21 protein-coding genes are annotated in these 18622 nt (G+C 72.4%); 17 read left to right on the forward strand and 4 right to left on the reverse strand.

What is annotated here, in order from left to right; all coding sequences use genetic code 11:
* Positions 1–2: 2 nt before the first annotated feature.
* Positions 3–1226 (forward strand): radical SAM family heme chaperone HemW, encoded by a 1224-nt coding sequence (hemW, locus tag PSH25_RS20830; protein ID WP_238660701.1) that lies wholly within the window; start codon positions 3–5, stop codon positions 1224–1226.
* A gap of 67 nt (positions 1227–1293) precedes the next feature.
* Here hemW and PSH25_RS20835 read toward each other — a convergent pair whose 3' ends face one another.
* Positions 1294–1920 (reverse strand): DUF4870 domain-containing protein, encoded by a 627-nt coding sequence (locus PSH25_RS20835; RefSeq protein ID WP_238660687.1) that lies wholly within the window; start codon positions 1918–1920, stop codon positions 1294–1296.
* A 225-nt stretch (positions 1921–2145) separates the two neighbouring features.
* Between PSH25_RS20835 and hrcA the strand changes: the two genes are divergently transcribed.
* From hrcA to PSH25_RS20850, 3 genes are all read left to right on the forward strand, one after another.
* Positions 2146–3168, forward strand: a complete 1023-nt coding sequence (hrcA, locus tag PSH25_RS20840; protein ID WP_091409786.1) for a heat-inducible transcriptional repressor HrcA — start codon at positions 2146–2148, stop codon at positions 3166–3168.
* Positions 3169–3243: 75 nt separating this feature from the next.
* Positions 3244–4389 carry a molecular chaperone DnaJ gene (gene dnaJ, locus PSH25_RS20845; RefSeq protein WP_181518639.1) on the forward strand — a complete coding sequence of 382 codons (1146 nt, stop codon included), beginning with the start codon at positions 3244–3246 and terminating at the stop codon, positions 4387–4389.
* Position 4390: 1 nt separating this feature from the next.
* The gene (locus PSH25_RS20850; protein WP_238660688.1) at positions 4391–5125 is read left to right on the forward strand and encodes a 16S rRNA (uracil(1498)-N(3))-methyltransferase; all 735 of its coding nucleotides are present in this window, start codon (positions 4391–4393) and stop codon (positions 5123–5125) included.
* Between the two features lie 19 nt (positions 5126–5144).
* Here the strand turns inward: PSH25_RS20850 and PSH25_RS20855 are convergent, their stop codons facing one another.
* The gene (locus tag PSH25_RS20855) at positions 5145–5906 is read right to left on the reverse strand and encodes an SDR family NAD(P)-dependent oxidoreductase (RefSeq protein WP_238660689.1); all 762 of its coding nucleotides are present in this window, start codon (positions 5904–5906) and stop codon (positions 5145–5147) included.
* Between the two features lie 98 nt (positions 5907–6004).
* Here PSH25_RS20855 and PSH25_RS20860 point away from each other — a divergent pair, with 98 nt between their 5' ends.
* The 8 genes from PSH25_RS20860 (at position 6005) to PSH25_RS20895 (ending at position 13393) form a co-directional block, all read left to right on the forward strand.
* On the forward strand, positions 6005–6364 hold the full coding sequence (locus PSH25_RS20860; protein WP_238660690.1) for a histidine triad nucleotide-binding protein: 360 nt from the start codon (positions 6005–6007) through the stop codon (positions 6362–6364).
* Positions 6361–7755, forward strand: a complete 1395-nt coding sequence (locus PSH25_RS20865; RefSeq protein WP_238660691.1) for a serine hydrolase domain-containing protein — start codon at positions 6361–6363, stop codon at positions 7753–7755. Before PSH25_RS20860 ends, PSH25_RS20865 begins: the two co-directional genes overlap by 4 nt.
* Before the next feature lie 131 nt (positions 7756–7886).
* On the forward strand, positions 7887–8945 hold the full coding sequence (locus PSH25_RS20870; protein WP_238660692.1) for a PhoH family protein: 1059 nt from the start codon (positions 7887–7889) through the stop codon (positions 8943–8945).
* Positions 8946–8960: 15 nt separating this feature from the next.
* Positions 8961–9434, forward strand: coding sequence for an rRNA maturation RNase YbeY (ybeY, locus tag PSH25_RS20875; protein WP_030491788.1), 474 nt, complete (start codon positions 8961–8963; stop codon positions 9432–9434).
* Complete coding sequence (locus PSH25_RS20880) at positions 9410–10834, forward strand: hemolysin family protein (RefSeq protein ID WP_238660702.1); 1425 nt, start codon at positions 9410–9412, stop codon at positions 10832–10834. The genes ybeY and PSH25_RS20880 overlap by 25 nt, the downstream gene beginning before the upstream one ends.
* Entirely contained in the window at positions 10827–11213 is a 387-nt protein-coding gene (locus tag PSH25_RS20885; RefSeq protein WP_112619633.1) for a cytidine deaminase-like protein, read from the forward strand. Before PSH25_RS20880 ends, PSH25_RS20885 begins: the two co-directional genes overlap by 8 nt.
* 5 nt (positions 11214–11218) lie before the next feature.
* On the forward strand, positions 11219–12115 hold the full coding sequence (gene era, locus PSH25_RS20890) for a GTPase Era (protein WP_372492821.1): 897 nt from the start codon (positions 11219–11221) through the stop codon (positions 12113–12115).
* 153 nt (positions 12116–12268) lie between these two features.
* The gene (locus PSH25_RS20895; RefSeq protein WP_238660694.1) at positions 12269–13393 is read left to right on the forward strand and encodes an acyltransferase family protein; all 1125 of its coding nucleotides are present in this window, start codon (positions 12269–12271) and stop codon (positions 13391–13393) included.
* On the opposite strand, the gene PSH25_RS20900 is transcribed toward PSH25_RS20895, so the two are convergent.
* Positions 13380–14189: a DUF4097 family beta strand repeat-containing protein gene (locus PSH25_RS20900; protein ID WP_238660695.1), complete on the reverse strand. Its 810-nt coding sequence runs from the start codon at positions 14187–14189 to the stop codon at positions 13380–13382. The two genes, PSH25_RS20895 and PSH25_RS20900, sit on opposite strands and share 14 nt — an antisense overlap.
* Before the next feature lie 102 nt (positions 14190–14291).
* Between PSH25_RS20900 and recO the strand changes: the two genes are divergently transcribed.
* From recO to PSH25_RS20925, 5 genes are all read left to right on the forward strand, one after another.
* Positions 14292–15158, forward strand: a complete 867-nt coding sequence (gene recO / locus PSH25_RS20905; protein WP_238660696.1) for a DNA repair protein RecO — start codon at positions 14292–14294, stop codon at positions 15156–15158.
* Between the two features lie 4 nt (positions 15159–15162).
* Entirely contained in the window at positions 15163–15975 is an 813-nt protein-coding gene (locus tag PSH25_RS20910) for an isoprenyl transferase (RefSeq protein WP_238660697.1), read from the forward strand.
* A 71-nt stretch (positions 15976–16046) separates the two neighbouring features.
* Positions 16047–16232, forward strand: coding sequence for a hypothetical protein (locus PSH25_RS20915; protein WP_238660698.1), 186 nt, complete (start codon positions 16047–16049; stop codon positions 16230–16232).
* A 394-nt stretch (positions 16233–16626) separates the two neighbouring features.
* Positions 16627–16854 (forward strand): thioredoxin reductase, encoded by a 228-nt coding sequence (locus PSH25_RS20920; RefSeq protein ID WP_091409742.1) that lies wholly within the window; start codon positions 16627–16629, stop codon positions 16852–16854.
* Positions 16848–17612 (forward strand): pirin family protein, encoded by a 765-nt coding sequence (locus tag PSH25_RS20925; protein WP_238660699.1) that lies wholly within the window; start codon positions 16848–16850, stop codon positions 17610–17612. Before PSH25_RS20920 ends, PSH25_RS20925 begins: the two co-directional genes overlap by 7 nt.
* Before the next feature lie 122 nt (positions 17613–17734).
* On the opposite strand, the gene gnd is transcribed toward PSH25_RS20925, so the two are convergent.
* Positions 17735–18622, reverse strand: an 888-nt coding sequence (gene gnd, locus PSH25_RS20930) for an NADP-dependent phosphogluconate dehydrogenase (protein ID WP_238660700.1), incomplete at its 5' end; no start/stop codon positions are given.

Raw genomic sequence — 18622 nt, forward strand, 5'->3', positions numbered from 1 at the left:
CCATGCCCGGCGTCCTTCCAGATGGTGAGACCGTCCCCGTCGACGGATCGTTGCCCGCCACCGCCACCACGGCGGTCGGCGCGCGCGGCTTCGGCGTGTACGTGCACGTGCCGTTCTGCGCCAGCCGCTGCGGCTACTGCGACTTCAACACCTACACAGCTTCCGAACTGGGCGGCGGCGCCAGCCGCGAGGGGTACGCCGACACCGTCCTGGCCGAGTTGACGCTCGCCGCCCGCGTGCTCGGCGACAGCCCGCCGCCCCGGGTCGACACCGTCTTCGTCGGCGGCGGCACGCCCACCCTGCTCCCCGCCGACGACCTGGCCCGCATCCTCGACGGCATCGACCGCACCTGGGGGTTGGCCGCCGACGCCGAGGTGACCACCGAGGCCAACCCGGAGTCGGTCACCCCGGAATCGTTGAAGCTGCTGCGGGCCGCCGGCTACACCCGGATCTCGCTGGGCATGCAGTCCGCCTCCCCGGGGGTGCTGGCGATCCTGGACCGCAAACACAGCGCCGGCCGGGCCACCGCCGCCGCCCTGGAGGCGCGCGACGCCGGGTTCGAGCACATCAACCTGGACCTGATCTACGGCAGCCCGGGGGAGCGGGCGGAGGACTTCGCCGCCTCGCTGGAGCAGGTCGTCGCCGCCGGGGTGGACCACGTCAGCGCGTACGCCCTGATCGTCGAGGACGGCACCCGGCTCGCCGCCCGGATGCGGCGCGGCGAGCTGGCGTACCCCAGTGACGACGTGGCCGCGGACCGCTACCTGGCCGCGGAGGCCGCGCTCGACGCGGCCGGGCTCTCCTGGTACGAGGTCTCCAACTGGGCCCGCACCGAGGAGGCCCGCTGCCGGCACAACCTGCTCTACTGGACCGGCGCGGACTGGTGGGGGCTGGGGCCGGGGGCGCACAGCCACGTCGGCGGGGTGCGCTGGTGGAACGTGAAACACCCCTCGGCGTACGCCCAGCGGTTGGCCGCCGGCGCGTCTCCCGGTCTGGCCCGGGAGGTGCTCACGGTCGACGAGGCGCACATGGAGGACGTGATGCTCCGGCTGCGGCTGGCCAGTGGCCTTCCGCTGGCGGTGCTCGACGCCACCGGCCGGGCCGGCGCCGAGCGGGCGCTGGCCGGCGGCCTGCTGGCCGCCGACGAGTATGCCGCCGGCCGGGCGGTGCTCACCCTGCGCGGGCGGTTGCTCGCCGACGCCGTGGTCCGCGATCTGCTGCCCTGAGCGGCCCGCCGCAACTCGGACCGGGGCAGCGGTGTTCCGGACCGGCCGGGGGAGCGGCCGGCCCGGTTCACTTGATGAAGTTGGCAGTCATCGGATAGCGGTACGGGGTGCCCTCGTTGGCCTTGATGCCGGCGATGATCCCGAACAGGATCTGGATCACCACGACGGCGATGCTGGGCAGGAAGAGCAGGCACCAGCTCACGAAGAGCAGCACGAACGCGATGATCGACCAGAGGATCTGGAAGTTCAGGGCGGCGAGGGCGTGCGCCCGCACGGTCGGCGACTGCTGGCCGCGGGCCAGGTAGGCGACGAGCGGGCCGACGAAGCCCAGCGGACCGAAGCTGACCAGCGCGCCGAGGGCGCCGCCGAAGTGCGCGACCAGCGCCCAGGTCTTGTCCTCGTTGTTGGCGTAGCCGCCGCCGGGCCCGCCGTAGACCCCACCGGCCGGGTAGCCGCTGGGTGGGGGATAGCCCCCGGGCGGGGGGTAGCCGCCTGCCGGAGGGTAGCCGCCTGACGGCGGTTGGTCACCGGTGGGCGACGGATAGCCACCGGCCGGGGGATACCCGGCCGGGCCGGGCGCCCCGGACAGTGGTGCGGTGGGCGGCTCGGCCGACGGGAACGGGCCCGGCGAGGTGGGCTCCGGCGGGTAGTTGCCGGAGTCGCCCGATCCGGGAGGGCGAGGAGGTTCAGTCATGGATGTCACGGTAGGGGCCGGTGGCAACGCCGCACCAGAGCGACACCGCCTGGCAGCGTGGGCCGATCGGCCCAGCGGGGTGGCGCGGGCCGCACCGACGGGTGGCCGTTGATCATCGCGTCGGCGGGCCCGCCGACGTAGACTGGCACTCGTTACAGTCGAGTGCCAGGACGGCCCGGCCGGCCCGCAGGGCCGGCGGCCGACGTGCGACAGGAGGTGCGGAGGATGGGTCTCGACGACCGGAAACTCGCCGTGCTCCGCGCCATCGTCGAAGACTACGTCTCCACCCAGGAGCCGGTCGGCAGCAAGGCGCTGGTCGAGCGGCACCAGCTCGGGGTCTCCCCGGCCACGGTCCGCAACGACATGGCCGTGCTGGAGGAGGAGGGCTACATCCGGCAGCCGCACACCAGTGCCGGCCGGGTGCCCACCGACCGCGGCTACCGCCTTTTCGTCGACCGGTTGTCCCGGGTCAAGCCGCTCAGTCCGGCCGAGCGCCGGGCAATCGAGCGCTTCCTGGTCGGCGCGGTCGACCTCGACGACGTGGTGCACCGCACGGTGCGGTTGCTCGCCCAGCTGACCCGGCAGGTCGCCGTCGTGCAGTACCCGAGCCTGGCTCGCTCCTCGGTGCGCCACCTGGAGCTGGTGCCGATCTCCACCACCCGGCTGATGCTCGTCATGATCGCCGACACCGGGCGGGTGGAGCAGCGACTCGTGGAGCTGCCCGGCCCGGTGCCCGCCGACGACGTCACCGACCTGCGCCGGCTGATCAACGAGAAGCTCGCCAACGCCCGGCTGTCCGAGACGCCGCCGCTGGTGCAGGCGCTGGTCGAGGAAGCGCCGACCGGGCTGCGTCCGACCATGACCACGCTCGCCACCGTCCTGCTGGAGACGCTTGTCGAGCGGCACGAGGAACGGATCGCGCTCGCCGGCACCGCCAACCTCACCCGGGGCGGCCTGCTCGACTTCCAGGGCTCGCTGCGGCCGATCCTCGAGGCGCTGGAGGAGGAGGTCGTGCTGCTCAAGCTCATCGGTGAGACCGAGCCGAGCACGACCCGGGTGCTGATCGGCGACGAGAACGAGTTCGACAACCTGCGCGCCGCCTCGGTGGTCAGCACCGGGTACGGCCCGGGCACCACCATCGTGGGCGGCCTGGGGGTGCTGGGGCCCACCCGGATGGACTACCCCGGCAACATCGCCACGGTGCGCGCCGTGGCACGCTACGTGGGCGAGTTGCTGGCCCAGAACTGATTGGTCAGGGCCGACGCGGCCGGCTGCGGCCGCCGACCGGCGCAACGCGAGACGAACATGAGGACACGGAACGCAGTGGCCAGGGACTACTACGGCATTCTCGGTGTGAGCCGGGAAGCCTCCGATGACGAGATCAAGCGCGCCTACCGCAAGCTGGCGCGCCAGTTCCACCCGGACGTCAATCCGGACCCGGAGGCTCAGGAGAAGTTCAAGGACATCAACGCCGCGTACGAGGTCCTCTCGGACGACCGGAAGCGGCAGATCGTCGACCTGGGTGGCGACCCGCTCGCCCCGGGTGGTGGCGGCGCCGGCGGCCCGGGTGGCCCCGGAGGCGCCGGCCCGTTCGTCGGTTTCCAGGACATCATGGACGCGTTCTTCGGCGGTGCCGGAGGTGGCGCCCGTGGCCCACGGCCGCGTACCCGCCCGGGCGCCGACGCGATCCTGCGGCTCGAACTCGACCTGCACGAGACGGCGTTCGGCGTCGAGGCGCCGATCACCGTCGACACCGCTGTGCTCTGCACCACCTGCTCCGGCGCCGGCACGGCCGCCGGCACGCACCTGGCGACCTGCGAGGCGTGCGGCGGTCGGGGCGAGGTGCAGTCGGTGCAGCGCACCTTCCTCGGCCAGGTGGTCTCCGCCCGGCCGTGCACCGTGTGCCAGGGCTACGGCACCACCATCCCGCACCCCTGCCCCACCTGCGCCGGCGACGGCCGGGTGCGCACCCGCCGCTCGCTGACCGTCAAGATCCCGGCCGGCGTCGAGGACGGCATGCGGATCCGACTGGCCCAGCAGGGCGAGGTGGGCCCCGGTGGTGGCACCGCCGGTGACCTCTACGTGGAGATCCACGAGCGCCCGCACGACGTGTACTCCCGCAAGGGCGACGACCTGCACTGCCGGGTCACCGTGCCGATGACGGCGGCGGCGCTGGGCACCCGGCTGACCATCAAGACGCTGGACAGCGAGGAGACCGTCGACGTCAAGGCCGGCACCCAGCCGGCCAGCACGCTGCGACTGCGCGCCCGGGGCGTGCCGCACCTGCGCGGCACCGGCCGAGGCGACCTCTACGTGCACCTGGACGTGCGGACGCCGACCAAGCTCGACCCGGACCAGGAGAAGATGCTGCGCGACTTCGCCAAGACCCGTGGCGAGGAGGTCGCCGAGTTATCCAAGCAGGGCGGCTTCTTCTCCCGGATGCGCGACGCGTTCAACGGGCACGCCTGAGGTGTCCGCACCGCTGTTCCTGGTCGAGGCGCTGCCCACCGGCGACGCGCTGACCCTGGACGGCCCGGAGGGGCACCACGCCGCCACCGTGCAGCGACTGCGCGTCGGCGAGGAGCTGCTGCTCGCCGACGGCCGGGGTGGCACGGCCGCCGCCGTGGTCACGGCCGTCGGCCGGGGCAGCCTGGAGGTCACCATCACCTCCCGGGGGTACGCGGACGCGTCCGTACCCCGGCTGGTGACCGTGCAGGGCATCGCCAAGGGTGACCGGGGCGAGCTGGCCGTGCAGGCGATGACCGAGGTCGGGGTGGACGAGATCGTGCCCTGGGCGGCCTCGCGCTCGGTGACCCAGTGGCGCGGCGACCGGGGCGTACGCGCCCGGGAGAAGTGGGTGGCCACCGCCCGGGAGGCGGCCAAGCAGGCCCGCCGGCCGTGGCTTCCGGTGGTGGCCGGTGCGCCCGACGAGTCCACCGCCACGGTGGCCCGCCGGATCGCCGGTGCCGCCGCCGGGTTCGTGCTGCACGAGGAGGCCGAGGACCGGCTCACCACCGCCGAGCTGCCCTCCACCGGCGAGATCGTCCTGGTGGTCGGCCCCGAGGGTGGCATCGCCCCGGCCGAGCTGACCGCCTTCGCCGAGGCCGGCGGGCGACCCGTACGCCTCGGGCCGGCCGTGTTGCGCACCTCCACCGCCGGGGTGGCGGCCCTCAGCGTGCTCGCCACCCGCCTCGGCCGCTGGTAGCCCCTCGGCGACGTCGACCTCAGCTGCGCAGGTAGGAGGCGCCGTTGAGGTCGACAATCGTGCCGGAGGCCCACTCCGCCTGCGGCGAGGCCAGCCAGTGCACGGCGGCGGCGATCTCCTCCGGTCGGCCCACCCGGTCGAACGGGCTCTGCGCCCGGATGGCCGCGCCCCGCTCGCCGCGCAGGTGCTCGGTGGTCATGTCGGTCGCCACGAAGCCCGGCGCGACGGTGGCGACCGTGATGCCGTACGGCGCGAGGGCCACGGCGAGGGACTGGCCCAGCGCGTTCAGCCCCGCCTTGCTGGCGCCGTACGCCGGCTGCTCCGGCTCGCCCCGGAAGGCGCCACGGGACGAGACGTTGACGATCCGCCCGCCGCGTTCGCGCATGTGCTGGGCGGCGCACCAGGTGACGTTGCCGGCGCCGGTCAGGTTGGTCTCCAGCACCTGCCGCCAGCGCTTCTGCCACTCCTCGTACGAGGCGCCGAAGATCGGGTGCGGGTCGTCGCGGTCGCCGTACGTCCCGGCGTTGTTGACCAGCACGTCCAGCCCGCCGAGCAGCTCGGCGGCCCGGTCCACCATGACCCGGACCGCGTCCGGATCGGTGAGGTCGGCGCGGACCACCACGTGCCCGTCACCGGGGAGCTGCGCGCGTACCTGCTCGGCCGCGTCGGCGGAGTCGCGGTGGTGGATAGCCACCCGGTCGCCGCTGGCCGCGAACGCCATCGCCACCGCGCGGCCGATCCCGCGCGAGGCCCCGGTCACGAGTACCGCCCGATCCGTCATGCCGGCCATCCTGCCTCAGCCGTACCTTCCCTGCGAACGGGCCGGCGGCGCATGCTGCGCCGGAGCGCCCCCGACCCGTTAGTCCTTACACTGCCCCGATGGGATCCGACTGCCTGTTCTGCCGCATCGTCGCCGGGGAGATCCCGGCCACCGTGGTCCGGGAGACCGACACCACCCTCGCCTTCCGCGACATCGACCCGAAGGCGCCGGTGCACGTCCTGGTCATCCCCAAGGAGCACTACGCCGACATCGCCACGCTCGCTGAGGGTGACCCGGCGCTGGCCGCCGACGTGCTGGCGACGTCCGCCGCCGTGGCCGAGGACGAGGGCCTGCTCGGCGACGGTTTCCGGCTCATGTTCAACACCGGCGCGTACGGCGGGCAGGAGGTGTTCCACGTGCACGCGCACCTGCTCGGTGGTGCGCCGCTCGGCCCGATGCTCGCCCGGGACCTGGCGTGAGCGAGCGCGATCCCGACAGTCGCGGCAACGAGCACCTGGACCGGTTGGTGCGGCGGGTGCAGGCCGAGGCCCGGGTGCCGGCGGTGTCGGCGGCGCTGCACCGGGCCGACCGACCGCTCTGGAGCTGCACCGTGGGCGAGACCGGCACCGACAGCCCGCTGGGGCCGGGCACCCAGTTCCGGATCGGCTCGGTCACCAAGACGTTCACTGCGGTGCTGGTCCTGCAGTGCCGCGACGACGGGCTGCTGGACCTGGACGACCCGGTGGGCCGCCACCTGGACCTCCCGGCGCACGGCGAGCTGACCGTACGTCGGTTGCTGTCGCACACCGCCGGCCTGCAACGAGAGCCGTTCGGCGACGTCTGGGACAGCCTGCGGGCACCGGACGCCGGCCAACTGTTCGCCGAGCTGGACCGGGCCGAGCGGGTGTTGCCGACCGGCCGGCGGTTCCACTACTCCAACCTGGGACTGGCCGTGCTCGGCCAACTCGTCGCCCGGCTCCGCGGCGGCAGCTGGGCGCAGGCGCTCACCGAGCGGATCCTGACGCCGCTGGGGCTGACCGACACCACGGTGACCCCACGGCCGACGGCGGCCACCGGCTTCCTGGTCGACGCGTACTCCGACGAGGCGCACCCGGAACCGCCTACCGACTTCGGTGCGGTCGGCCCGGCCGCCCAGCTCTGGAGCACCGCGACCGACATGGCCCGCTGGGCGGCGTTCCTGGCCGACCCGGCGGCGCTGGACCCGGCCGGCGCGGTCCTCGCCCCGGCCACCCTGGACGAGATGCGCTGGCCGCTGACCACCACCGACGAGACGCTCTGGGGGGCGGGCTTCGGGCTCGGGCTGATCCTTATCCCGCAGGGGGAGCGGGTGATGCACGTGGGGCACGACGGGGCGATGCCCGGGTTCCTCGCCGGGGTGTACGGCCGCCGTGGCGGCGACGGCACGGCCGGCGCGATGGGCGCCGCGGTGCTCGGCTCGTCCGGCACGGCGACCGAACTGTTCGATCTGTCGCACCGGCTGCTCGCCGCAGCGGTCGAGCACGACCCGGTTGAGATCGAGCCCTGGCGGCCCGGCGCGCCCGCGCCGGCGGCCCTGCGGGGTGCCCTCGGCCGCTGGTGGGGCGAGGGCTCCGAGTACGTCTTCTCCTGGCACGACGGCACCCTGCGGGCGCGCGGGGTCAGTGACCCGGCCGGACGGCCGCCGGCGATCTTCACCCCGCTGGCGGACCAGCCGGACGTGTTCCGGGTGGTCTCCGGTCGGGAGGCCGGTGAGCTGCTGCGGCTGACCCGGGACGAGGCCGGCGCGGTGGTCCGGATGCACTGGGCGACGTACCGGTTCACCCGCCATCAGGAGACCTTCGACCGGTACGACTTCCGGGCCGGGAGTTGATCGCGGCCAGCGGAAATGGGCGCGATGCGGCCCGCGTTGAACCGATACGATGGGTGTAACGTCCGCACGCCAGGCCAGCAGGCCGGCGCCGAGATCGAGAGCAGGTGGCGCAGGGCCCTTCGGCCCAACCTATGACCGGCACCCCACCTCCCGGCCCGCCCCGGGTGCAGACCAGGATCACCGTGCCCGACCCGAAGATCATGGTCAATCTGCTCGGCGCAGGCGACGAGATCCTCAGACTCGTCGAACGCTCGGTCTCCAGTGACGTGCACGTCCGCGGCAACGAGATCACCATCACCGGTGACCCCGCGGACAACGCCCTCGCCGAGCGGGTCTTCAGCGAGCTCCTCGAACTCATCGAGAAAGGCGAGACCCTGACCAGTGACGCCGTCCGGCGTACCGTCGGCATGCTCGAGCAGGGCAGCGCCGAGCGGCCCGCCGAGGTCCTGACCCTCAACATCCTCTCCCGGCGCGGGCGCACCATCCGCCCCAAGACTCTCGGGCAGAAGAAGTACGTCGACGCGATCGACACCCACACCATCGTCTTCGGCATCGGCCCGGCCGGCACCGGAAAGACCTACCTGGCGATGGCGAAGGCCGTCCAGGCGTTGCAGGCCAAGCAGGTCAACCGGATCATCCTCACCCGGCCGGCGGTCGAGGCGGGCGAGCGACTGGGCTTCCTGCCCGGCACGCTCAACGAGAAGATCGACCCGTACCTGCGCCCGCTCTACGACGCGCTGCACGACATGCTCGACCCGGAGACCATCCCGAAGCTGATGGCCGCCGGCACGATCGAGGTCGCCCCCCTCGCCTACATGCGGGGTCGGACGCTCAACGACGCGTTCATCATCCTGGACGAGGCGCAGAACACGACGCCCGAGCAGATGAAGATGTTCCTCACCCGACTCGGCTTCAACTCCAAGATCGTCGTGACCGGTGACATCACCCAGGTGGACCTTCCCGGCGGGACGAGCAGCGGCCTACGGGTGGTTCGGGAGATCCTGGAAAACGTCGATGACGTGCACTTCTCCCAGTTGTCCAGCTCCGACGTGGTCCGCCACCAGCTGGTCGGGGAGATCGTCGACGCGTACGCCCGCTGGGACGCCGAGCGGGAGAACCAGCAGGCGCAGGGCGTCCACGCCGTGCCTGGGCGACCCGCCCAGGGCGGCCGGGCCAGCCGCCGCCGCTAAAGCAGAGGAAAGCAGTTGTCCATCGAGATCGCCAACGAGTCCGGTGTCGACGTCGACACCGACGCCGTGCTCGCCGTCGCCCGGCACGCCCTCGACGAGATGGGGGTCAACCCCCTCGCCGAGCTGTCCGTGCTGCTGGTCGACATCGACTACATGACCGAGCTGAACCACCGCTGGATGGGTGGCGACGGCCCGACCGACGTGCTCGCCTTCCCCATGGACGAGGGCAGCGTCGACCACGGCCCGGGTGAGTCCGCACCGGCCGGCGGCGAGCCCGCCCTGCTCGGCGACATCGTGCTCTGCCCGGAGGTGGCGGCCAAACAGGCGGCGACCGCCGGGCACGCGCCGGCCGACGAGCTGCACCTGCTCACCGTGCACGGGGTGCTGCACCTGCTCGGCTACGACCACGCCGAGCCGGAGGAGGAGCGGGAGATGTTCGCACTCCAGGCTCGGCTGCTGGCGAGCTGGCGGTCGACCCGCACCCAGTGATGTCCACTCCTCCGTTACTCGCGGCCGGCGCCACCGCCGGCCTTCCCGACTTCCAGCTGATCGTCTTCGCGGCCGGCCTGGTGGTGTTGGCCGGCCTGATCGCGATGACCGAGGCCGCCCTCGCGGCGGTCTCACCGGCCCGAGCCGCCGAGCTGGCCCGTGACGGCGTGCGCGGCGCCCGTACCCTCCAGGTCGTCGCCGGCGACGTCGTCCGGCACCTCAACCTGCTCCTGCTGTTGCGGCTGCTCGCCGAGTTGACCGCCACCACGCTGGTGGCGCTCGTGGCGGTGGACAGCTTCGGCGCCGGCTGGCGGGCCGCGCTGGTGACCGCCGGCGCGATGACAGTGGTCAGCTTCGTGGTGGTGGGCGTCGCCCCACGCACCATCGGCCGGCAGCACGCCTACGCCGTGGGTCGCGCGGTCGCGCCGCTGGTCCGCTGGCTGGGCCGGGCGCTCAACCCGCTCGCGTCGCTGCTGATCCTGATCGGTAACGCGGTCACCCCGGGGCGCGGCTTCCGGGAAGGCCCGTTCGCCACCCAGGTGGAGCTGCGGGAGCTGGTCGACCTGGCCGAGCAGCGTGGCGTGGTCGAGCACGGCGAGCGCCAGATGATCCACTCCGTCTTCGCGCTCGGCGACACAATCGCCCGTGAGGTGATGGTGCCGCGTACGGAGATGGTGTGGATCGAGGAGGGCAAGACGCTCGCGCAGGCGCTGGCGCTCTTCCTGCGGTCCGGTTTCTCCCGCATCCCGGTGATCGGTGAGAGCGTCGACGACGTACTGGGGGTGCTCTACCTCAAGGACCTCATCCGGCGCTCCCGTGGCGGTGACCCGAGGGCCGAGCAGTTGCCGGTGGCCGAGCTGATGCGCCCGGCCACCTTCGTACCGGAGTCGAAGCCGGTCGACGACCTGCTGTCCGAGATGCAGGCGGCCCGCAACCACCTGGTCATCGTGGTCGACGAGTACGGCGGCACCGGCGGTCTGGTCACCATCGAGGACATCCTGGAGGAAATCGTCGGTGAGATCACCGACGAGTACGATGTCGAGCGCCCGCCCGTCGAACGTCTGGCGGACTCCTCGGTGCGGGTGACCGCTCGCCTGCCGGTGGAGAATCTCGGCGAGATGTTCGACACCGACCTGCCCACCGACGAGGTGGAGACGGTCGGCGGCCTGCTCGCCCAGTCGCTGGGGCGGGTGCCGATCCCGGGTGCCGAGGCCGAGGTCGCCGGTCTCCGCCTGGTCGCCGAGGGCACCACCGGCCGGCGCAACCGGATAGACACCGTCCTGGTCAGCCGGGTGGAGCCGGGCCATGAGCAGGACAGCGCGGGGCGCGGCGAGCACGCCGGCCCCGGGGACGACACGGACAACTATCGAGACGACGAGAGGCAACCCGCCGATGCCTGACACACCCGCCGCGCCTGCCGCCCGGCCCACCCCCACCGCGTCGGGCGCGCTGAGCGCCGAGGACGGCAAGCTCGTCGTCCTGGCCCGGGGAGCCCGCGCGCGGGTCGGCGCCGTGGAAGGCGCCGCGGTCCGCGACCAGGACGGCCGGACGTACGCGGCGGCCAGTGTGGCACTGCCGTCGCTGACGCTCACCGCGTTGCAGTTGGCTGTCGCTTCGGCGGTGGCGGCCGGGGCGAGTCGGTTGGAGGCCGCGGTGGTGGTGACCGAGGCGTCGACGCTGGACGGCGCCGGGCACGCGGCGGTACGCGACCTCGCGGCGGACGCACCGGTTCACGTGGCCGCTCCGGACGGCACGGTCCTCGGCACGGTGACCCAGTGAGCCCGGTGCAGGATCCGGAGGCGCGACCGTACCGGGCCGGGTTCGGCTGCTTCGTCGGCCGTCCCAACGCCGGCAAGTCGACGCTGACCAACGCCATCGTCGGCACCAAGATCGCGATCACCTCGAACAAGCCGCAGACCACCCGGCACGTCATCCGGGCGGTGCTGCACCGACCGGAGTCGCAACTGGTCCTCGTCGACACGCCGGGCCTGCACCGCCCCCGTACGCTGCTCGGCGAACGGCTCAACGACCTGGTCCGGTCCACCTGGACCGAGGTCGACGTGATCGGCCTGTGCATCCCGGCAGACGAGCCGGTCGGGCGCGGTGACCGGTTCATCACCGGTGAGCTGGCCGAGTTGAAGGCGACCGTGCTGGCGGTGGTCACCAAGACCGACCTGGTGGACAAGCGTCGCCTGGCCGAGCAACTGCTCGCGGTCAGCAAGATGGGGGAGTTCGCCGAGATCGTGCCGGTGAGCGCGGTGTCCGGGCACCAGGTGGACACGCTCGTCGACGTGATGACCAAGTACCTGCCGCCGTCGCCGCAGCTCTACCCGGACGACATGCTCACCGACGATCCCGAGCAGGTGCTGGTCGCCGAGCTGATCCGGGAGGCCGCCCTGGAGGGGGTCCGCGACGAGCTGCCGCACTCCATCGCCGTGGTGGTGGAGGAGATGATCCCCGAGGGCCAGGTCATGAAGATCTACGCCGACCTGTACGTGGAGCGGCCCAGCCAGAAGGCCATCGTGCTCGGGCACAAGGCGAGTCGGCTCAAGGAGGTCGGCACCCAGGCCCGCAAGCAGATCGAGGAGTTGCTCGGCGGCCGGGTCTACCTCGACCTGCACGTGCGGGTCGCGAAGGATTGGCAGCGCGACCCGCGGCAACTGCGCAAGCTGGGCTTCTGACCCACCTCGTCGGCGATGCCCGACCGGCGGCACGATCGCCCTCGGTCGGGCAGCGGGGGATGTTCACGTTCGGTTGGGGTCGCCGTCGTTTGGTGCGGACGGCACGCAGGGTAGGGATGTTGTGCCCGGCGTCCCCGACCCAGATGCAGGCTGATGCGCAACACGTACCTCGACCTCCTCCGTTCCCTGGCCATCGTTCGAGTGGTGGTCTACCACGTCACCGGATGGGCGACCCTCACCCTCGTCTTTCCCGCCATGTCGGTGATGTTCGCGCTGGCGGGCTCGCTGATGGCCGCGTCGCTGACCCGCTCCGGACCGGCGGCGGTCGGGCGTCGGCTACGTCGGCTGCTGCCGTCGCTGTGGGTGCTCGCGGTGGTAATCGTGCCGGCCATGCTGTTCACCGGGCTGACGGTGAGCCCCCGGGTGCTGCTGTGGTTGTTCCCGATCGCCGATCCGCCGGCCAACCACTGGGGCGCGCTGGCGCTGAGCATCATCTGGTACCTGCGCGACTACCTCTGGTTCGTGCTCGCCTCGCCGGTCGCGTTCTGGCTGTTCCGGCGTGCCCCGCTGCCGACCCTGCTCGCCCCGTACCTCCTGCTGGTGACGATCGAGGTGGGGATCTACCCGGCGCCGCCGGTGCTGCGCGAGTTCGGCCTCTACTTCGGCGCCTGGCTGCTCGGCTTCGCCCACCACGCCGGGATGCTGCGCCGACTTCCCGGCCGGCTGCTGTACCCGGTGGCGCTCGCCCTCGCCGTGGGCGGCGGCGCCTGGATCGTCGGGCATCCCGGCCCGCGCGGGTACGACCTGAACGACAACCACCTGGGCAACGCCCTCTGGTCGGCCGCGTTCATCCTGATCGTGCTGGGCCGGGCACCGGCCGGGGTCGCCTGGCTGAGCCGGAGCCGACTGGTCGACCGGGCGGTGACCGTGCTCAACCGGCGGGCGCTCACCGTCTACCTCTGGCACATGCCGTTCGTGGTGGCTCTCACTCCCCTGTTCGACGTGGTGGGCTGGTCTCACCAGGACCCGGTGGGCCTGGCCATCCGGGTGCTGCTGGTCTTCGCCCTGGTCGGGCTGGTCGCCCTGGCCGTCGGCTGGGTCGAGGACGTCGCCGCCCGCCGCCGTCCGGAGCTGGTCCCCGGTGGCCCGGCGCGGTCCGCCGACGCGGCGGAGCGGTCGGCTGCCGACGCGGCGGACGGTACCGGCACGACCATCGGACGAGCGGTGGTGCCGGCGCAGCGGACGGCCGGGGCCAGCGTCAGAATCAACGCTCGCTGATCGTGAGGTTGCCGCTGTTGGCCGAACCGTCGAGCATCAGGGTCGCCGCCGGGTTGTCGGCGACGGTGACGGTCTCGTCGCCGGAGTCGGCGCTGGACCGGACCCGGTAGCTACCCTCCGGCACCAGCAGCGTGACGTCACCGCTGGAGGCGTGGACCCGGGCCGAGGCGGGCTTGTCCAGCTCCACGTTGACATTGCCCGAGCTGGCCTCGGCGTCGACCGTGCCGCCGAGCCGCCGTGCGGTGATGTCTCCCGACGAGGCGCGCAGCCGTACCGCCGCGGCGGCCTCGTGCACCTCGATGTTGCCGGAGCGGGCCTCCACCCCGACCGCGCCCGACGCACCGGAGATCCGCACGTCGCCCGAACTCACCTGCAGCTCCACGGTGCCGACCCGGCTCAGCTCGACGTTGCCGGAGCTGGTCTCGCCCTGCACCGCCACGCCCTCCGGCACCGTCACCTCGTAGGAGATGCTGCACCGCGAGCCGCAGTCGGTGTCCAACACCAACTCGCTGCCCTTGATCTCGTACCGGGCGTTGTCCGGTTCGCCGCCCTGGTAGCGCACCACCCGCTTGATCCGCACCTCGGACGCCGGGCCGGTGCCGCGGACCACCACGTCGCCCGAGCCCCCGGAGAGCCGGACCGTGGTGATCCGGACCGCCTCGGTGTTGTCGTAGTCGAGCCGACGGAACGACAGGTTGTCGCACCCCGCGAGCACGATGAGGGTGGTGGCGAGCCCGAGCGCGACGGGAGCGGCGACGCGACGACGGCGCGGGGTGGTGGTCAGCTGCAGTGCCATGACCAGCACGCTACGGCCGAGCACGAGCTGGCCGCATCGGGGTTCATCCGCGCTTGCACCCCGAACCAACCCTGATTTCGCACCCCGAGGGAGAATGGCCCGATGGCCGGGTACCGCCGACAGCTCTACCGCGACGACGCGGTGGTCCTGCGTGTGCAGAAGCTCGGCGAGTCCGACCGGATCATCACCCTGCTCACCCGCCGGCACGGCCGGCTGCGCGCGGTGGCGCGAGGGATCCGCCGCACCACCAGCAAGTTCGGCGCCCGGCTGGAGCCGTTCGGCCACGTCGACCTCCAACTCGCCGGCGACCCGAAGGGCAACCACGGCAGCTCACTGCACACCGTCAGCCAGGTCGAGGGCATCGAGCTGTACGGCAAACGGTTCCTGGGCGACTATCCGCGCTACACGGCGGCCAGCGCGATCGCCGAGACCGCCGAGCGGCTGACCCCGGTGGAGCGGGAGCCGTCGCTGCGGCTGTTCCAGCTCACCATCGGCGCGCTGAAGGCGCTGTCCCGGGGCGAGCACGCCACCACCCTGGTGCTCGACGCGTACCTGCTGCGCGGGATGTCCCTGGCCGGCTGGGCGCCGGCGCTGGTCGCCTGCGCGGTCTGCGGCACGCCCGGGCGGCACCGGGCGTTCTCGGTGCCGGCCGGCGGCGCGGTGTGCCCGGATTGTCGGCCGCCCGGGGCGGCGCATCCCGCGCCGGCCACCATCGATCTGATGTCCGCGCTGACCACCGGCGACTGGGTGATCGCCGACGCCACCGACGCCGCCGTACGTCGGGAGTGCAGTGGCCTGGTCGCGGCTCACCTGCAGTGGCACCTGGAGCGCGCGCTACGCTCGCTGCCGCTGGTCGACCGGGGTTCCTCGGCGGCCGGCGCGGCCTCGCCGCCGGAAGGCACCGGGGCCGTGGTGCTCCGGCCACGTGGCGACGTCGAGGCCGGGGCGGACGGCGCGAACAGGGAGTGACCGAGTGATCCGATCGAAGAAGGCCGGCCGGCGCGAGCCGACGCCGCCGGTGCCACACCCGTCGGGGGCCCGACCGCCGGCGCTGCCCACCGAGGCGGTGCCCAGGCACGTGGCGGTGGTGATGGACGGCAACGGCCGCTGGGCCAAGGACCGCGGGCTTCCCCGCACCAAGGGGCACGAGGCGGGGGAGCACAGCCTCTTCGACACCATCGAGGGCGCCATCGAGATGGGCATCCCGTACCTGTCGGCGTACGCGTTCTCCACCGAGAACTGGCGGCGCTCGCCCGACGAGGTCCGGTTCCTGATGGGGTTCAACCGGGACGTGATCCGTCGCCGCCGTGACCAGCTGGTCGACCTCGGCGTACGGGTGGTGTGGTCGGGCCGGCCCGGTCGGCTGTGGAAGAGCGTCATCTCCGAGTTGCAGACCGCCGAGGAGATGTCCCGCGACAACTCGACGTTGACCCTGCAGTTCTGCGTCAACTACGGCGGGCAGGCCGAGATCGGTGACGCCGCCGCCGCGATCGCGCGGGACGTGGCGGCCGGTCTGCTGGACCCGGCGAAGGTCACCGAGAAGACCGTGGCGAAGTACCTCTACCACCCGGAGATCCCGGAGGTCGACCTGTTCCTGCGTCCCTCCGGGGAGGAGCGGATCTCCAACTTCCTGCTCTGGCAGACCGCGTACGCCGAGTTGGTCTTCCTGGACACGCTCTGGCCCGACTTCGACCGCCGCCACCTCTGGTACGCGTGCGAGCTGTACGCGCAGCGGGACCGACGCTTCGGCGGGGCGCTGCCCAACCCGGTCGCCCCGGTTATCTGAGCCGACGCGCTTACCCGCACGTCACTCTGGGTATCAGAGACGTCAGAAGCCACTGACGGAGGTGAACCCACATGATCCAGAAGCGCATTGCCCAGTGGGCGGTGATGGCGATCGCGGTGCCGCTGGCCGCGGCCGGCGCTCGTCGGCTCAGCCACACCCTGGAGGCCCGGCGTGGTCCCTCCGGGGCGACCCGGTTGCTGACCAAGGGTGCGGACCTGATGCGTCCGCAGAAGGCCAAGCGCCGCCGCTTCTTCTGACCAAACCTCAGCTCTCCCGGCGCCGCCCGCACCCGTGCGGGCGGCGCCGTCGCATCCCCACCCCCGCCCCACCCCCGCCCCACCCCCCACCCTCGCCCCGGTCGATCATGGAGTTGTGGTGGCCGGATCAGCCGCTTTTGCGACTTGTGTTCACCACCACAACTCCATGATCGGCGCGGCCGGGGGTGGGGAGCGCGGCCGGGGGTGATCGGCGCGGCCGGGGGTGCGGAGCGCGGCCGGGGGTGGGGAGCGCAGGCCGGGGGTTGGGGTGCGTGGTTGGGGTTGGGGTTGGCGCGGGTGGTGCCGAGGTGGGGTGGTGCGGTCGTTTCGGGGTCCTGCGCGAGGGCGGCGGGTAGGGTCCGGAGGTGGTGGGACGACGGCGGTTGGGGGGGAAATGCGGGATCTCCGATTCAAGATGATCATGGCGTTGAACGCCGCCGATCTGGGCGACCCGATCTGCGAGCAGGTGGCCGAGATCTGTGCCGAGATCGCCGAGCAGCACTGTGCCGAGTTCGGCCACACACCGCAGCTGCGGACCGGTGAGATCGCCGAACTGGCCACCGGTGAGCCGGCCCTGACCTGGGCGCCGTCGACCCCTGACGCCGGGCAGCGTGCGTGGTGACCGCTCCCGCGCCGGCGGTCGACATCCGCCGTGCCGATGACCGCTTCGCCACCCGGATCTCCTGGCTGGACTCCAAGCACTCCTTCTCGTTCTCCCGGCACTACGACCCGGCCAACACCCACCACGGCCTGCTGCTGGTCAACAACGACGACGTGGTCCGACCGGGGGCCGGCTTCGAGACCCACCCGCACCAGGACATGGAGATCGTGACCTGGGTGCTGCGCGGTTCCCTGGTGCACCAGGACTCCACCGGGCACTCCGGGGTGATCTACCCGGGTCTGGCCCAGCGGATGAGCGCCGGCACCGGCATCCTGCACTCGGAGAAGAACGACGCCTGGCGGCTCAACGACCAGGAGCCGCACAGCGACCCGGTGCACTTCGTGCAGATGTGGGTGCTCCCCGACGAGGAGGGTGTCGACCCCGGCTACGAGCAGTTGGAGATCGAGGACGAGCTGCTCCGCGGGGGCCTGGTGCCGATCGCCTCCGGGATGGACCGCTACGACGGCGCGTCCGCGATCCGGATCCGCAACCGGTACGCGACCCTGCACGCCGCCCGTCTCGCCCCCGGCGACGAGGTCACCATCCCCGACGCGCCCTACGTGCACCTCTACGTGCCCAACGGCACGGTGACGCTGGAGGGCAGCGGCCCGCTCGGCAGCGGCGACGCCGCCCGGCTCACCATGACCGGCGGCCGGCGGGTCACCGCCGACGAACCGGCCGAAATCCTCGTCTGGGAGATGCACGCAACGGTCGGCTGACCGTCACCCGCGCGGCCTTCCCATGATCTCGCCCGAACATGGATGTAGTGGCCTCCCGCCGGGGGAGACCACTACATCGAGGATCGAGCACGATCACGGCGCCGCGTGGGGCGCCGCGCCGGCTACGCCGGGGACTCGGTCCGGTCGGCGGCCCAGGTGGTGTGGAACGAGCCCTCGCGGTCCACCCGCTGGTAGGTGTGCGCGCCGAAGTTGTCCCGCAGACCCTGGATCAGCGCGGCCGGCAGCCGCTCCGCGCGCAACGCGTCGAAGTAGGCCAGCGACGACGAGAACGCCGGCGTCGGCACCCCGGCCCGGGTCGCGTCGGCCACCACCCGCCGCCAGCTCGGCACGCCAGCGCTGACCGCCTCCGCGAAGTACGGCGCCACCAGCAACGTCGGCAGGTCGGGCTGCTCGTCGTACGCCTCGCGGATCCGGTTGAGGAAGCGGGCCCGGATGATGCAGCCGCCCCGCCAGATCGTCGCGGTGCCGCCCAGGTCGATGTCCCAGTTGTATTCCTGGCTGCCCGCGCGGATGTGGTCGAAGCCCTGCGCGTACGCGACGATCTTGGAAGCGAGCAGCGCCCGGCGGACGTCCTCGACGAAGGTCTCCCGGTCGGTGACCTGCCACTTCTCGCCCGCGTCGGGGAACGCCCGGCGGGCCGCCTCACGCTGGTCGACGTGCCCGGAGAGCGAGCGGGCGAAGGTCGCCTCGGCGATCCCGGTGATCGGGATGCCCAGGTCCAGGGCGCTCTGCACGGTCCACCGACCGGTGCCCTTCTGCTCGGCCCGGTCCTGCACGATGTCCACGAAGGACCGACCCGTCGCCGCGTCGGTGTGCGCGAGCACGTCCGCGGTGATCTCGATGAGGAACGACTCCAGCTCGCCGTTGTTCCACTCGCGGAAGATCTCCGCGATCTCGGCCGGCGTCGCGTCCAGGCCGGCCCGGAGCAGGTCGTACGCCTCGGCGATGAGCTGCATGTCGGCGTACTCGATGCCGTTGTGCACCATCTT

Origin of the sequence: Micromonospora foliorum (genome assembly GCF_022229015.1) — a bacterium.
Classification (GTDB): Bacteria; Actinomycetota; Actinomycetes; order Mycobacteriales; family Micromonosporaceae; genus Micromonospora; species Micromonospora foliorum.

Coding starts and splice junctions, on each gene's coding strand:
- PSH25_RS20920 (WP_091409742.1), top strand. CDS start 16,627: ATGCGGGATCTCCGATTCAAGATGATCATGGCGTTGAACGCCGCCGAT.
- hemW (WP_238660701.1), top strand. CDS start 3: ATGCCCGGCGTCCTTCCAGATGGTGAGACCGTCCCCGTCGACGGATCG.
- PSH25_RS20860 (WP_238660690.1), top strand. CDS start 6,005: ATGGGATCCGACTGCCTGTTCTGCCGCATCGTCGCCGGGGAGATCCCG.
- PSH25_RS20835 (WP_238660687.1), bottom strand. CDS start 1,920: ATGACTGAACCTCCTCGCCCTCCCGGATCGGGCGACTCCGGCAACTAC.
- hrcA (WP_091409786.1), top strand. CDS start 2,146: ATGGGTCTCGACGACCGGAAACTCGCCGTGCTCCGCGCCATCGTCGAA.
- PSH25_RS20895 (WP_238660694.1), top strand. CDS start 12,269: ATGCGCAACACGTACCTCGACCTCCTCCGTTCCCTGGCCATCGTTCGA.
- PSH25_RS20870 (WP_238660692.1), top strand. CDS start 7,887: ATGACCGGCACCCCACCTCCCGGCCCGCCCCGGGTGCAGACCAGGATC.
- PSH25_RS20915 (WP_238660698.1), top strand. CDS start 16,047: ATGATCCAGAAGCGCATTGCCCAGTGGGCGGTGATGGCGATCGCGGTG.
- recO (WP_238660696.1), top strand. CDS start 14,292: ATGGCCGGGTACCGCCGACAGCTCTACCGCGACGACGCGGTGGTCCTG.
- PSH25_RS20855 (WP_238660689.1), bottom strand. CDS start 5,906: ATGACGGATCGGGCGGTACTCGTGACCGGGGCCTCGCGCGGGATCGGC.
- PSH25_RS20900 (WP_238660695.1), bottom strand. CDS start 14,189: ATGGCACTGCAGCTGACCACCACCCCGCGCCGTCGTCGCGTCGCCGCT.
- PSH25_RS20885 (WP_112619633.1), top strand. CDS start 10,827: ATGCCTGACACACCCGCCGCGCCTGCCGCCCGGCCCACCCCCACCGCG.